The 13,959-nt window shown below is 67.0% G+C and carries 12 protein-coding genes and 1 pseudogene; 4 read left to right on the top strand and 9 right to left on the bottom strand.

Annotated elements, in window-relative coordinates; translation table 11 throughout:
• Positions 1–39: 39 nt before the first annotated feature.
• The 6 genes from ID132_RS02110 to ID132_RS02085 all read right to left on the bottom strand — a co-directional run bounded on the left by ID132_RS02110 (position 40) and on the right by ID132_RS02085 (position 6,101).
• The gene (locus ID132_RS02110; RefSeq protein ID WP_164509671.1) at positions 40–1,503 is read right to left on the bottom strand and encodes a Mur ligase family protein; all 1,464 of its coding nucleotides are present in this window, start codon (positions 1,501–1,503) and stop codon (positions 40–42) included.
• 13 nt (positions 1,504–1,516) lie between these two features.
• The gene (locus ID132_RS02105) at positions 1,517–3,304 is read right to left on the bottom strand and encodes a peptidoglycan D,D-transpeptidase FtsI family protein (protein WP_125105748.1); all 1,788 of its coding nucleotides are present in this window, start codon (positions 3,302–3,304) and stop codon (positions 1,517–1,519) included.
• Positions 3,305–3,352: 48 nt separating this feature from the next.
• Entirely contained in the window at positions 3,353–3,901 is a 549-nt protein-coding gene (locus ID132_RS02100) for a hypothetical protein (RefSeq protein WP_125105747.1), read from the bottom strand.
• A complete protein-coding gene (gene rsmH, locus ID132_RS02095; protein ID WP_193127750.1) occupies positions 3,898–4,860 on the bottom strand; it encodes a 16S rRNA (cytosine(1402)-N(4))-methyltransferase RsmH in 963 nt (320 codons plus the stop codon). The genes ID132_RS02100 and rsmH overlap by 4 nt, the downstream gene beginning before the upstream one ends.
• A gap of 101 nt (positions 4,861–4,961) precedes the next feature.
• Positions 4,962–5,393 carry a division/cell wall cluster transcriptional repressor MraZ gene (gene mraZ / locus ID132_RS02090; protein ID WP_125105745.1) on the bottom strand — a complete coding sequence of 144 codons (432 nt, stop codon included), beginning with the start codon at positions 5,391–5,393 and terminating at the stop codon, positions 4,962–4,964.
• Positions 5,394–5,699: 306 nt separating this feature from the next.
• Positions 5,700–6,101, bottom strand: coding sequence for a DUF3040 domain-containing protein (locus ID132_RS02085; RefSeq protein WP_164509670.1), 402 nt, complete (start codon positions 6,099–6,101; stop codon positions 5,700–5,702).
• An 88-nt stretch (positions 6,102–6,189) separates the two neighbouring features.
• On the opposite strand from ID132_RS02085, the gene ID132_RS13445 reads away from it, so the two are divergent.
• Both ID132_RS13445 and ID132_RS02080 read left to right on the top strand, forming a co-directional pair.
• Positions 6,190–6,525, top strand: a complete 336-nt coding sequence (locus ID132_RS13445; protein WP_328743445.1) for a polyprenyl synthetase family protein — start codon at positions 6,190–6,192, stop codon at positions 6,523–6,525.
• The gene (locus ID132_RS02080; protein WP_328743443.1) at positions 6,422–7,279 is read left to right on the top strand and encodes a polyprenyl synthetase family protein; all 858 of its coding nucleotides are present in this window, start codon (positions 6,422–6,424) and stop codon (positions 7,277–7,279) included. Before ID132_RS13445 ends, ID132_RS02080 begins: the two co-directional genes overlap by 104 nt.
• A 3-nt stretch (positions 7,280–7,282) precedes the next feature.
• Here ID132_RS02080 and ID132_RS14280 read toward each other — a convergent pair whose 3' ends face one another.
• Positions 7,283–7,642, bottom strand: coding sequence for an Rv2175c family DNA-binding protein (locus tag ID132_RS14280; RefSeq protein ID WP_125105742.1), 360 nt, complete (start codon positions 7,640–7,642; stop codon positions 7,283–7,285).
• A 191-nt stretch (positions 7,643–7,833) separates the two neighbouring features.
• Between ID132_RS14280 and pknB the strand changes: the two genes are divergently transcribed.
• Complete coding sequence (pknB, locus tag ID132_RS02070) at positions 7,834–9,714, top strand: Stk1 family PASTA domain-containing Ser/Thr kinase (RefSeq protein WP_235988249.1); 1,881 nt, start codon at positions 7,834–7,836, stop codon at positions 9,712–9,714.
• A gap of 74 nt (positions 9,715–9,788) precedes the next feature.
• Here pknB and ID132_RS02065 read toward each other — a convergent pair.
• A pseudogene (locus ID132_RS02065) lies at positions 9,789–11,147 on the bottom strand (class II 3-deoxy-7-phosphoheptulonate synthase); the annotation flags it as partial.
• 92 nt (positions 11,148–11,239) lie between these two features.
• Entirely contained in the window at positions 11,240–11,935 is a 696-nt protein-coding gene (locus ID132_RS02060) for a lysophospholipid acyltransferase family protein (protein ID WP_125105740.1), read from the bottom strand.
• Between the two features lie 155 nt (positions 11,936–12,090).
• Between ID132_RS02060 and ID132_RS02055 the strand changes: the two genes are divergently transcribed.
• Positions 12,091–13,947 (top strand): AMP-dependent synthetase/ligase, encoded by a 1,857-nt coding sequence (locus ID132_RS02055; RefSeq protein ID WP_125105739.1) that lies wholly within the window; start codon positions 12,091–12,093, stop codon positions 13,945–13,947.
• The last annotated feature ends 12 nt before the right edge of the window (positions 13,948–13,959 follow it).

Below are 13,959 nucleotides of genomic sequence, written 5' to 3'. Positions count from 1 at the left end.
TCGGATGCGCACGGGTGCGCGCGGATGGGTGAAGCGCGGCTACCAGCCGGCGTCGGCGAGCGCGTCGCGCACGAGTTCGACGGTCGGGTCGACGACCTTGCCCTCGTCGATGACGCGCAGCGCGTCGGCGCGGGGTTCGACGAACAGGATGCGCCCGCCGCGGCCAGCGTCACGCGACGCGCGCTGGAGGGCTGCCGCCGCATCCGTCTCGAGCAGGAGTCCGGGCACGGAGTCGGCCGAGGCCTGGGTAATCACGATTGGTTTCTTGGCTGTCAGGTCACGCAGCTGAGCGAACTCCTCGATGGCGGCGGCATCGCTCGGATGCACCACGAGGTGCGGCGCGTCGGCGCCCTCCCCGCGGAGGGCCTCAAGTGAGCCGCGAATCGCGTCGGTGCGCTCATCCCCGTCGACGAACACCTCGGGCCCGTCGCCAGTGGCGCGGATGCGCTCAAGGCGGCCGGGAATCGGTACGTCGAAGCCTCCCGTGCGATCGAGCGCGTCCTGAATCTGCTCGGTGGCCCAGCCGCCCTCGGCGATCATGACGATGGCCGCAGCTGCGTTCAACGCTGCGAGGCGACCGGGCTTGGTGATGTGGCTCGCGACAACGCGGTCGTCGTGGCCGCGCACGGTGAACTCGGTGCCGCCGTCGATGCTGTTCCACTGGACCAGCCAGTCGGCGCCGGATTCGGGGTCGGCGCTGAGTGTGGCGACCGGAATGCGGGCTGCCTCGACGAGGTCGCGCCCAACTTGGCTGTCAATGTTGATGACCGCCGCCGAGGCGACCTCTGGGTCGAGCAGCAGGCGGTGCAGCGCAAAGAAGTCGGCCGCCGCGTCATCACTGGCACTGAAGGTGAAGGGGCCCACCACGGCGAACTCGAGGCCCGCAAGGCGCTGGCCGCTGAGCGCGTGACCCGAGATCTCGATGGCGGCGACGCGGTCGGCGACCTCACGCATCCGCGCGACGAGGGCGTGCAGGTCGTCGGCCTCCGGCGTCGTCAGGGTGGCGATGACGTGCTGCTCGTCGACGCGACGGGCGATCGAGGTCGACAGGCCGCTCGCGACACCGATGCGGCCGAACAGGTCGGCGATGAGGTAGCTCACGCTCGTCTTGCCGATCGTGCCGGCGACGCCGAAGAGCCGCGGCTGCTCGGGGTCGGTGCGGTAGACCCACTTCGCGACATGACCGAGGGCCAGCCGCGGCTCGTCGATGACGATGACGGGCACCTCGAGGTGGGTCGCGCGTTCAGCACCCGCGGGGTCGGTCAACACGGCGACGACACCTGCCTCGACGACCTCGTCGAGAAATTCGGCGCCGTGGGTACGCACGCCGGGAATCGCGACGAAGACGTCGCCCGCCTCAACACTGCGGTGATCACTGCTGACGCCGGTCACCTCGATGGCCTCGAGATCGGATCCTTCGGGTTCATTCAGCCCGAACTCGGCGCACATCTCGGAGAGGATGCGCGCCGCGGCATGGTGGGGGCGAATACTGTCTGTGGGCAAGGTCTTCCTGCTGCTAGTGGACGATATTGATATCGGGGTACGGCTGTGGCGATGGCGACACATTGTTCGACGACAGCACGTACGACATGGTCGACTGCCATGCGGGCGCAGTGGCAGCGCTGGTAGTGATGGTAGTCGGGTCGGCCAGCGTGACCAGCACCACGTACTGTGGATCATCCATTGGGGCTACCCCGGCCATCGACACGTTGTTCGAGCCCACGATGTACGTGCCGGTGTCGGCATCGACGCGCTCGGAGGTACCCGTCTTGATGCCGACGCGGTAGCCGGGGACCTCGACCTGGTCGGCGAGCCAGCCCTCGCGGGCAACCGATTCCATGCCCTCGAGCGCGAGCTCCGCCGCCTCTGACGACACCACCTGCGTCGGTGTGGTGTCGGGCTGGTCGGTAACTGTGCCATCCTCCTGCGTGCAGCCGAGCACGAGCTGCAGCGGAATGTGCGAACCGCCGTTCGCGAGGGCCTGGTAGGCGCTCGCCATCTGCGCGACGGTAGCGGTGAGGCCGTGGCCAAAGGTCGTCGCGTAGTTCGTCTGTGGATCCCATTCGTCGGCGGGGCGGACGATGCCAGACTCCTCACCGAGGAAGTTGACGCCGGTCTGCTCATTGAGGCCGTAGCTCAGCAGGTAGTCGTGTCGCGCCTCGGGCGAGAGCCGGTCGGCGAACGTGGCCGTGCCGACATTTGACGACTCGGTCAGCACGCCGTTCGTATTCATTTCGACGGGATCGTGCGGTGCATCGTCACCGAACTTCGCACCTTTTTGGTCCCAGGTGTCGGGCACCGTGATGGTCTCGTCGGGGTCAACGAGGCCCTGGTCGTAAAGCATCGACGCCGTCAGCGGCTTCATGATCGAACCCGGCTCGTATGGCGCCGTGAAGGTTCTGGCACCGCGGTCATCGGTGTCGCTCTCGCCCGGCTCGTTCGGGTCGACGGTCGGGTACTCGGCCGCCGCCACGAGCTCGCCGGTCTTCACGTTAACGACCGTGATGGTGCCGTAGAGCGCGTTGGTTTTCTCGACCTGCTCGGCGATGATCTGCTGCGTACGCCATTGGGTGTCGCTGTCGATACTGAGTTCGAGCGTGCCACCCTGCACCGGTTCGCTCAGCGTGACGACCGAACCGGGAATCGAGACGCCGTCGGCCGAACGCTCGAAGCTCTCCTTGCCGTTATGCCCGGCGAGGCACTGGTCGTACTGCAGCTCGAGACCGGACAGCGGGGTGCCGTCCGAGCCCACGAAGCCCGTGAGGTTACCGGCCACGGCGCCATTCGGGTAAGTGCGCTCGGGGTGCCGCTCGAAGTAGACCCACGGAATGCCGAGGTCGCGCACGGCCTGGTACTGCTCGAGCGTGACGCCCTGCGCGAGGTAGCCGAACGCGGCGTCCGGGTTCGCCGCCAGCACCGCATCCACCGACGAGGCGAGGTCGGAGGCGTCCTGGTTAGTCAGCTCGGCAATCTTCTCGAGCGACTCCTTGACCGTCACGTCGACATACTTGTTCGTCTCGGGGTCGAGCCGCTTGAAGTCGCGCATGTTCACCGGGGCGAGGGTGATGTCGAAGCGGTCGACGCTCGAGGCGAGCATGGTGCCGTTTGCGGCAGTGATCGAACCGCGGGTGCCGTAGAGCGTGGAGGTTTGCCCGCGTCGGCCGTCAGCCTCAGCGCTGATCGCGTTCGCGTCGATGACCTGCAGGCTCACGAGTCGCCCCGCAAACACGATCACGACGAGCGCGATCACCACGAGAATGGGAGTCGCACGACTGCCCGTTCGACGCCGACGCGTCTTGGCCATCCGTACGCTCCTTCCATGCGGTGGGCCAGCGGCCCGAGGCCGCACTGGCTAGTGCGTCGAGGGCGAGCTGAGTTCGAACTCCGACGGTACGGCAGGTTCGTCGGCCTTCGTGTTTGACGCTCCGGAGCCGTCGGCGTTCTCAGCATCCTTCGCCGACTCCTCGGGTTCGAGTACCTGGTTCGGCACGAGCGAGGGGTCAATTGGGCTCGCCTGCGCGGGCGCACCGTTGCCGGAGTCAACGATCTGGCTCGTCGCGAGGTCAAGGTAGGAGTTGCCCGTGCTCGGCACCATGCCGAGGTCGGTCGCCTGCTGCGCGAGCTGCTGGGGCGAGGATGCGGCGTCGGACGCCTCGAGCGCGGCCGTGTGTTCGCGCTCGAGCTCGAGCTGCTGGCTTTCGAGGTCGTCGGCCCGGTAGGCGTCCTGGATGATCGCCATCGACAGCGCGAGCTGAATCGCGAAGGCGCCGAGCAGCACGACTACCGCGATGACAATCATGCGGCCCGAAATGTTGGGGCGGCGGCGCAGTCCCGGAATCAGGCGGAGCGCCGGCCGCGGGGTCGACTGCGGCTGCTTGCTGGGTGACGTTGCTGCGGTCATGCGGTGTGGCTCCGAATTCGCTCGACGGCGCGCAGGCGCACAGGCTTGGCTCTCGGGTTCTCGCGGGCTTCTTCGTCGTGAACTTGTTCGGCGCCCCTGGTGAGCAGTCGAAACTCCGGCTGCATCTGTTCGGGAGTCATGGGCAGGCCGCGCGGCGCATCTGAAGTGCTGCGCAGCTGAAACAGCCGCTTCACGAGGCGGTCCTCGAGCGACTGGTAGGACTCGACGGCGACTCGGCCGCCGACCCGTACACGCCCAAGCGCCTGCGGCAGCGCCGACTCAAGGGCGTCGAGCTCGCCGTTCACCTCGACCCGAAGCGCCTGAAAGACGCGCTTGGCGGGGTGCCCGGCGTTCTTGCGCGCGGCCGGGGTTGCCTGCTGGAGGAGGCCGACGAGTTGACCCGTCGTCGTGATCGGCGACTCGGCGCGGGCACGAACGATCGCCCCGGCATAGCGGGGCGCGAGCTTTTCGTCGCCGTAGCGGTAGAAGAGTTCGCACAGCTCGGCCTCGCTGAGCTCGGCGATGAGGTCGGCCGCGGTGACGCCGCGGGTTTGGTCCATGCGCATGTCGAGCGCGGCGTCTTGCATGTACGAGAAGCCTCGCTCGGCCTCGTCAAGCTGCAGCGACGAGACGCCGAGGTCGAAGAACACTGCGTCAACCTCGTCGATGCCGGCGTCATCGAGCACCTCATCGAACTCGTCGTAGACGGCGTGCGCGAAGTGCGTGCGGTCGCCGAAGTCGGCGAGACGGGCCCGCGCCACGTCGAGCGCCGCCGTGTCACGGTCGATGCCAACGAGGCGCGCATTCGGGTTCGCCCGCAGCACCGCCTCGGCGTGGCCGCCCATGCCGAGGGTGCAGTCGACGTAGATCGGGCCGGGTTTGGTGAGCGAGGGCGAGACCATCTCGACGACCCGTTCACGCATGACGGGGATGTGGATGGAGCTGAGGTCACGGTCCATATCGTTCCGGAGGGTTCCTCCCTGCCTCGTGGTCCCGAGTCACTCAACCTGGCGCCGGGGAAGGTGCGTCAGGGTGACCGACCTGGGGCCACGCGGCAGGGCTAGAACAAGCCCGGGATCACCTCCTCGGCGGTCTCAGAGAATGCCGCTTCGTTCGCGGCGACGTAGGTGTTCCACGACTCAGCGCCCCAGATTTCGGCGCGACTGCCCGCGCCGATAACGGCGAGTTCGCGGTCTAGTCCTGCGTACTGCCGCAGCTGCTGCGGGATCGTGATGCGCCCCTGCTTGTCGGGGGTTTCGGCGTGGGCGCCGGAGAGCAGCAGTCGTAGGTAGTCGCGCGCCTGCTTGCTCGTCACAGGTGCCTGGCGGATGCGGTCGTGAAAGCCCTCGAACTCGGCATTCGAGAACACGTAGATGCAGCGTTCCTGCCCGCGGGTGAGCACGACCCCCTCAGTGAGCTGGTCGCGAAACTTCGCGGGCAAGATCAGACGGCCCTTCTCGTCGAGCTTCGGTGAGTACGTGCCGAGAAACATCGGTGCGCCCTCCCCTCCTGCTCGCGGTGGTGTTCACCACCTTCAGACCACCTCATGCCATCTCGCACCACTTTACTCCACATCACCCCACGATTCACGGTAAGTGGGGCGATTTGCGGGGTTTATTCCTGAGAGAACCGTGGAAACTACTGGGCAGTCGCCAGGTGGAGCGCAGTGGAGGGAGAAAGCCGGCTTTGCCGCCGTTTTGGGGGCAGTGGGGAGCGCAGGAAACAAAAACGGGGCCAACCCGAGTGGGTTGGCCCCGTTTTGCTCCCGCGGGGAGCGAAGTGGGGTGGTGGGAGGTGGTTAGCCTTGGTTATCCTGCCGGCGGTCCCAGCGGTCCTCCATGCGATCCATGAAGCCGCGGCCGTCGGGCGACTTCACGCCATCGTCGGTGGTCGGTCGACCCGGCGTACCGGGAAGCTTCGTCGACTCGCCCGTGGACGAAGAACCCGACGAAGCGAACGCCCAATAGACGCCGCCGATCATGATTGCGAAGCCGATGAGGCCGGCCCAAGGCTGCTGGATTGCCATCGCGCCGACGATGACGGCAAGCCCGACCGCGAGTGCGAGCACCGAGATGGTGATCGAGCGTGCGGTGAGGGCAGCACCAGCGGGACGACCGGTCGACACAACATCGGCATCGTGCTGATAGAGGCTGCGCTCCATCTCGTCAAGCAACCGTTGTTCTTGCTCTGAGAGTGCCATGATTCCCTCGCTGTCCCTGGGCAGGCGCCCACCTGCTGGCGGATTGAACTTTGATTCTACGCTGCCGTCCCCTGAATAGAATGAGACAGTGACTGAAAGCTTGCTCTTCGTGGACCGCGTCAACCAGGCGCTTGCCACGGTTTTCGACCAGCACCGCCCAGACCTTGTTGCGCTGAGCGACGACCTCGCTCCCCTACTCGAGCAGCTCATCGCCTTTTCGAGTGGCGGCAAGCGCACGCGGGCCCAGTTCGTCGCGGCCGGCGGGGGCCTCACCGCGGCCTCCGCTGAATCTGGCACTGACGAGGCGCTCGTACACGCCGGTGTCGCCGTCGAGCTCTTTCACGCCGCCGCCCTCGTGCACGACGACCTGCTCGACCGTTCNCGACACCCGCCGCGGCCGCCCGTCGACCCACCGGGTCTTTGAGACGCTCCACCGCGAGCGCGGCTGGACCGGCGACCGCGAACACTTCGGCGCCTCAGCCGCCATCCTCGCGGGCGACCTCCTGCTCATGTGGAGCAACGACGCCCTCGACCTGGCCCGCGGGCTCGTCGGTCGCGATCGCGCCAAGACCGCGGCGTCCGAGTTCCGCCGCATGCGCACCGAGGTCACGGCCGGCCAATACCTTGACGTCGTCGAGGAACTCGCGTGGCCGGTCGTTCCGGTCGAGCGCTGGGCCGACCGAGCCATCGCCATCGCGACGTCCAAGTCAGCGCGCTACTCGGTCGAGTCGCCGCTGCGCCTCGGCGCGAGCTTCGCCGGCGCATCCATGGCCGAGCTCAACTCGGCCAGCGCCATCGGCCTACCCCTCGGCCTCGCCTTCCAGCTCCGCGATGACGTGCTCGGCGTCTTCGGCGACCCCGAGGTCACCGGCAAGCCGGCGGGCGACGACCTGCGCGAGGGCAAGCGCACGCTGCTCGTCGCCGAGGTGGCGGCCCGCGGCGACGCGGCGACGCGCGAGTTCTTCGCCACCCGCCTCGGGCGGCCCGACCTCTCACTCGACGAAATCGGCCGGATGCAGGCGGCGTTGACCGACAGCGGCGCGCTCGAGGCCGTCGAGGCGCGCATCCAAGCCTGGCTCGACGAGGCCGTCGCGGCAATCGATGCGACGCCGCTCAGCTCCGAGACCCAGTCGTCGTTGACCGCGCTCGCCGAGCAGACAGCGAAGCGCAACTCGTAGCCCTTAGACGGCGAACAGCTGCACGGAGCGACGCACCGAGGACTTGCGCCCTTCGGTGAGCGCCGCCACCGGCGTCATGCCGAGACTGTCGTCCTCACTGAGCAGCCAGGCCATGGCCTCGTCGCCATCGATGCCCTGGTCGGCGAGCAGCGTGAGCGTGCCACGCAGACCGGCGAGCGGTTCACCATTCTGGATAAAGGCCTGCGGCAGTTGCTTCTCGCCGTCGTACTTGACGGAGAGCAGGTAGCGCTCCTGGAGCAGGCGGTGGAGGCGGCCGGAGGAGACTCCGAGCTGCCCGGCGGCGTCTTTGAGCGAGATCCACTCGTGGTCGGCGTATACGGATTCGGTGTTGACATCGGTCACACCTCCATGGTTGCAGATTTTCCGTCTCGCCTGCCACCGCGCGGCAAAATGCATCGCCCGCGGAGTTTCACACGCGCTGATTTGTCGCGGCCGACTACCCTGCCAGCGTGAGCCCTGTGAATCCCGACACCGTGATCGGCCGTCTCGTCGACGGCCGCTACCAGGTTCGGTCGCTCATCGCGCGAGGCGGCATGGCCACGGTGTACGTCGCGACCGACCTCCGGCTCGACCGCCGGGTCGCGATCAAGATCATGCACGCGCATCTCGCGGCCGACGAATCGTTCCGCGACCGCTTCATTCGCGAAGCCCGGTCAGCCGCACGACTCGCGCATCCGAACCTCGTCAATGTCTATGACCAGGGCGACGACGAGGGGCTCGCCTACATCGTCATGGAGTACGTGCCGGGTATCACCCTGCGCGACCTGCTGCACGACCACCACCGGCTCACGGTCGAGCAGACCATCGACATCATGGATGCGGTGCTGGCAGGCCTGCAGGTGGCGCACCGCCAGGGCATCATCCACCGCGACATCAAGCCCGAGAACGTGCTACTCGCCGACGATGGCCGCATCAAGCTCTCGGACTTCGGCCTCGCCCGTGCGGTGACCAACAACACCGCGTCCGGTTCGGTGCTGCTTGGCACGATTGCCTACCTCGCGCCCGAGCTCGTCACCAAGGGCCTCGCGGATGTGCGCAGCGACATCTACTCGGCCGGCATCATGATGTACGAGATGCTTGTCGGCGAGCAGCCCTACCGCGGCGATGAGCCGGTCAACATCGCCTACCGGCACGCGAACGACTCGGTGCCGCCGCCGAGCGAGGCCCAGCCGAGCGTGCCCGGAGTGCTCGACGACCTGGTCGTCTGGGCGACCGAGCGCGACGCCGAGGACCGCCCGGCTGACGCCGGCGCCATGCTCGCCGCGCTGCGGCAGGCCGAGCGCGACATTGCCAACGGCGGCGTGGCAACTGTGCCCCTCGAAACGGCGATCCAGAACTTTGCTGACAACGACACCCACCTGCTCGCCGTCTCCGACAACGACTCCATGCCGAACTCGGTGATGCAGCCGACGGGTCCTGTCGAGTCGGTCGATGTGGCCACGATTGCGCCGGCAGTCGAGGGCGGCGCGCCCGCGGCTAGACGCCTACAGCGACTCAACGGGCAGAAGCGTCGTGCGGGTGTGCTCGCCTTCTTTGTCGTCTTGGTCATGGCGTTCTTGGCTGCGGGCCTCGGCTGGTACGAGGGCATCGGCCCGGGGTCCTACGGCTCGACGCCCAATGTCGTCGCGCAGGCGCAGTCCGACGCCGAAGCGACCATCGTCGCCTCGGGCTTCACCGTGGGTGAGGTGACCGAGGACAACTCGCTCGAAGTGCCGGAGGGCACCGTCATCAGCATGAGCCCTGACCCCAACACGAAGCTCGCACCCGACTCCCCGATCGACCTCGTCGTCTCTGCCGGGCCGCGCATCCTCACCGTGCCCGCCCTCGAGGGCCTGTCGACCGCCGACGCCGAGCAGGCGATCACCGACGCCGGCTTCGTCGTCGACGCCGAGACGCACGTGACCGAGTTCAGCGGTTCGATCGAGGCCGACCACGTCATCCGCGGCACGACCGAGACCGGCGAGACCCTGCCGCAGGAGATGGCGGAGCAGCAGACCATTCGGCTCGTCGTTTCGGCCGGCTCGGTGCCCGAGGTCAGCGGCATGAGCCAGGGCGAGGCCGAGCAGGCACTCACCGACGCCGGCCTCACGCCGGCGGTCGTCGACTCGCAGTACAGTTCGTCGGTGCCCGCGGGGGTCGTGCTCTCGCAAGAGAACACGTCCGACCCGATGGTGCCCGGCTCGACGGTGAACCTCGTCGTGTCGCTCGGGCCCGACCTCGTCGAGGTGCCCGACGTCACCGGCAAGCCGGCGAAGGATGCGATTGCCGAGCTCGAGGCCGCGGGCTTTGACGTCGACCACAGCATTCCATCGGTGCTGCTCGACGACGCGAAGGTCTCGTCGCAGAACCCAAGCGGCGGCGAGGAAGTCGAGCGAGGCTCGACGGTGAAGATCACCGCCACCTACGAGTTCTAGCGACCAACGAGAAATCCCGCCCGCGGAGTCGCTCCGTGGGCGGGATTCTTCGTTGCGGTCGTTAGGCCGGGNCGCTGCTGCAGCAGCTCGGCCACAAGGAACGCGAGCTCGAGCGACTGCATGTGGTTGAGACGCGGGTCGCAAAGCGACTCGTAGCGGGTCGCCAGGGCGTCCTCATCGATGTGCTCCGAGCCGCCGAGGCACTCGGTCACGTCGTCGCCGGTGAGCTCAACGTGGATGCCGCCCGGGTGGGTGCCGGCCTGCTGGTGCGACTCGAAGAAGCCCTTGACCTCATCGACGATGTCGTCGAAGTTGCGGGTCTTGAAGCCGCGCTCGCTCGTGAAGCCGTTGCCGTGCATCGGGTCGGTGATCCACAGCGGGGTCGACTCCTCCTGCTTCGACGCCTCGAGGAGGCCTGGCAGCACGTCGCGGATCTTGCCCGCGCCCATCCGAGTGATGAAGGTGAGGCGGCCGGGCTCGCGGTTCGGGTCGAGCTTCTCTATGATGCGGTGCATCGTCTCGGGCGTCGTCGACGGGCCGAGCTTCACACCGATCGGGTTGCGCACCCGCGAGAAGTAGTCCATGTGGGCCTCGTCGAGATCGCGTGTGCGCTCGCCGATCCAGATGAAATGCGCCGAGGTGTCGTACGGCAAGCCGGTGCGCGAGTCGATGCGGGTCAGGGCGCGCTCGTACTCGAGCAGCAGGCCCTCGTGGCCGACGTAGAACTCGACCTCCTTCATCGTGTCGAAGTCGGTCCCCGTGGCGGCCATGAACTTCAGGGCGCGGTCGATGTCGCGCGCCATCGCGTCGTACTTCGCGTTGGCGGGGTTCTGCGCGAACCCGCGGTTCCACGAGTGCACCTCGCGCATGTCGGCAAAGCCACCGGTCGTGAAGGCACGAATGAGATTGAGCGTCGACGACGAAACGTGGTAGCCCTCGAGCATCCGCTGCGGGTTCGGCGTGCGCGACGCCTCTGTGAAGGCGAAGTCGTTGACGATGTCGCCGCGGTAGGCGGGCAGCGTCACGTTCTCGCGCGTCTCGGTGTCGCTCGAGCGTGGCTTCGCGAACTGGCCGGCCATGCGGCCCATCTTCACGACCGGCATCGAGGCACCGTACGTGAGCACGAGCGCCATCTGCAGGATCGTCGAGACGCGCGCACGGATTTTGTCGGCGGTCGCGCCGACGAAGGTCTCGGCGCAGTCGCCACCCTGCAGCACGAAGGCGTTGCCGGCCGCGGCATCGGCGAGGCGGGTGCGCAGGCGGTCAACCTCGCCCGCAAACACGAGCGGCGGACGCTTCGACAGGTCGTCGAACACGCGCGTCGCCTCGGCAGGGTCGGGCCAGGTCGGCTGCTGCTTGATCGGCAGCTCTCGCCACGCCTCAAGTCCGGGCAACGGGGAGGAAGTCGGCTGCAGAGTGGGCGTGTTGGTCATGCGGAAGTGTCTTTCTTCAATGGGGCTCGGGGACGTGTGGGGGTGCCGTCTGTCTCGGGCAACGCGTGGGGTTCGGGCGGAATTCCCGACAGCTAGGCGGCGGCGATTTCGCGGTTCTTATACGACGACGCGTAGCCGTCGACGTATTCCTGATCGCTCAGCGCGGCGATCTCGCTCATGACCTCGTCGGTGATCGAGCGCAGGATGAACCGGTTGGGTTCCATGCCCTGATACCGCGAGAACTCGATAGGCTTGCCGAAGCGGATACCGACCTTGCCGGGCCGCGGGCGCTTCGCACCAGGGGGCATGATCTTCTCGGCATCCACCATCACCACGGGCACCACCTGCACGGGGCGCTTGCACTCGAGGATCATGCGCGCGATGCCGGTGCGACCGCGATACAGGCGGGCGTCGGGGCTACGAGTGCCCTCGGGGTAAATGCCGAGCCAGTCGCCGCGGTTGAGCACCTCAAGGCCCGTGCGCAGCGACGCCTCGGAGGCCTTGCCACCTGAGCGGTCGATCGAGAGCATGCCGGTCGACGTAAAGAACCATCGCACGAAGGCACCCTTGATGCCTTTGCCCGTGAAGTACTCGGATTTGGCGAGGAAGTAGATGCGGCGACGGAGCACGAGCGGCAGCAAAAAGGAGTCGATCACCGAGAGGTGATTCGAGGCAAAGATGACTGCCCCCTTTTTCCGCGGGAGGTGTTCAGCGCCAACAACTTCTGGTCCAAAAAGACTCCGAAGGATGGGGCCAGCCACAATGTGCTTGAGCAGCCAATAAATCATGCGGGACCATAACCTCCAATTGCGCGACTGCAATCATACCCACCTGGGCGCCCCGCTCGGAGAATCCTCATAGGATCCCAACGAGGCAGATGCAATGACGCAACCGCCAAATATGTCGCGCAATCAATCCACCACTCGACGAGGAGCCACCCCATATGTCCGGTACCCCGAAGTCGGGAGCACAGGGAGGCGGGGTGCGAGAACGCATCACTCCTCCGGTCGTGCCCGCTGACCCAGAACTCAACATCACCGATCTGCTGCACAAGCAGCTCGATCTGCGACCCCAAGCCGCACTGTTCTCAGTGCCGAAGGGTGACGTTTGGCGCGATATCTCCACCCGCGAGTTCGTCGACGACGTGAACTCGATCGCCAAGGGCTTCATCGCCGCTGGCGTTCAGCCCGGCGACCGCATCGCATTCCTCTGCGTCACGAGCTATGAGTGGACGCTCGTCGACTACGCGCTCATGACGGCCGGCGCGGTGATGGTCCCGGTCTACGAGACGAGCTCGGCCTCGCAGCTCGCCTGGATGCTCAGTGACTCGGGCGCCAAGGGCATTCTGGCCGAAGACGAGAAGCTCGCCGGCCGCTACGACGAAATCGGCGAGGGCCGGCCCGAGGTCCAGTGGCGCTGGACGATGAGCGAAGGCGCGCTCGACCAACTGCGTGAGGCCGGTACGTCGGTCACGGATGCGCAGCTCGAGCAGGCGCGCACGCAGGCGAAGGCCGATGACGTCGCGACCATCATCTACACCTCTGGCTCGACCGGCCGCCCGAAGGGCACCGTGCTCACGCACGCGAACTTCGTCGAACTCGTGCGCAACATCGAGGAGCCGCTGTCGCCGTTCGTGCGTAAGCCTGGCTCATCCACCCTGCTGTTCATCACGCTCGCGCACGTGTTCGCCCGGCTCATCTCGATTCTCTGCGTCTCGACGGGCGTCAAGGTGGGCCACCAGCACGACACCTCGCAGCTCGTGCCGGCGCTCGGCTCGTTCCGCCCGACGTTCCTGCTCGCGGTGCCCCGCGTCTTTGAGAAGGTCTACAACTCGGCCCTGCAGAAGGCGACCGAGGGTGGCAAGCGCAAGATCTTCGAGCGCGCCGTGAAGATCGGCGTGGCGTACTCGCGCGCCCTCGACGAGGCGAAGGTGCCGCTCGGCCTCAAGCTGCAGTTCAAGCTCTATGACCGACTCGTGTTCAAGAAGCTGCGCGAGACTCTCGGCGGCCGCGTCGAGCACGCCGTCTCGGGTTCGGCGCCGCTCGGCCTGTTCCTCGGCCACTTCTACCGCGCGCTCGGCGTGCAGGTGCTCGAGGGCTACGGCCTCACCGAGACGACGGCGCCGGTGTCAGTGAACCTGCCCGGTGCGTTCAAGGTCGGCACCGTCGGCCCGCCCCTGCCGGGTGTCGGCGTGCGCATCGATGACGATGACGAGATTCTCGTCAAGGGCGTCGGCGTGTTCCGCGAGTACCTCAATAACCCCGAAGCGACGGCCGATGCCTTCACCGAGGACGGCTGGTTCCGCACCGGCGACCTCGGCCGCCTCGACGCGGACGGCTACCTCACCATCACGGGCCGCAAGAAGGACATCATCGTGACGGCGGGCGGCAAGAACGTCGCGCCGGCGACGTTTGAAGACCCGATCCGTGCCGACACGATCGTCGGCGAGTGCGTCGTCGTGGGCGACCAGAAGCCGTTCATCTCGGCCGTGATCACGCTCGACCCCGAGATGCTGCCGAAGTGGCTCGAGACGCAGGGGCTTGACCCGAATCTCTCGCTCGCCGAAGCCGCCGAGAACGACAAGGTGCGCGCGCACTTGAAGTCGGTCATCGATAGCGCGAACACGCGCGTGTCGCGGGCCGAGTCGATTCGCGAGTTCCGCATCCTCGACTATGTCTTCAGCATCGACGACGGCACGCTCACGCCGAAGCTGTCGATCAAGCGCAACGTGGTGCTCGAGCGCATCGCCCCGGTCATCGCCGAGATCTACTCGAAGACCTCGTCGGTGCCGACGCTCTAGCCCCCGCGCCCC

The organism is Gulosibacter sediminis, from assembly GCF_014904065.1.
GTDB classification, from domain to species: Bacteria; Actinomycetota; Actinomycetes; order Actinomycetales; family Microbacteriaceae; genus Gulosibacter; species Gulosibacter sediminis.
Note: the sequence above shows the minus strand (reverse complement) of the source record. Positions and strands in the feature narration are given on the sequence as shown.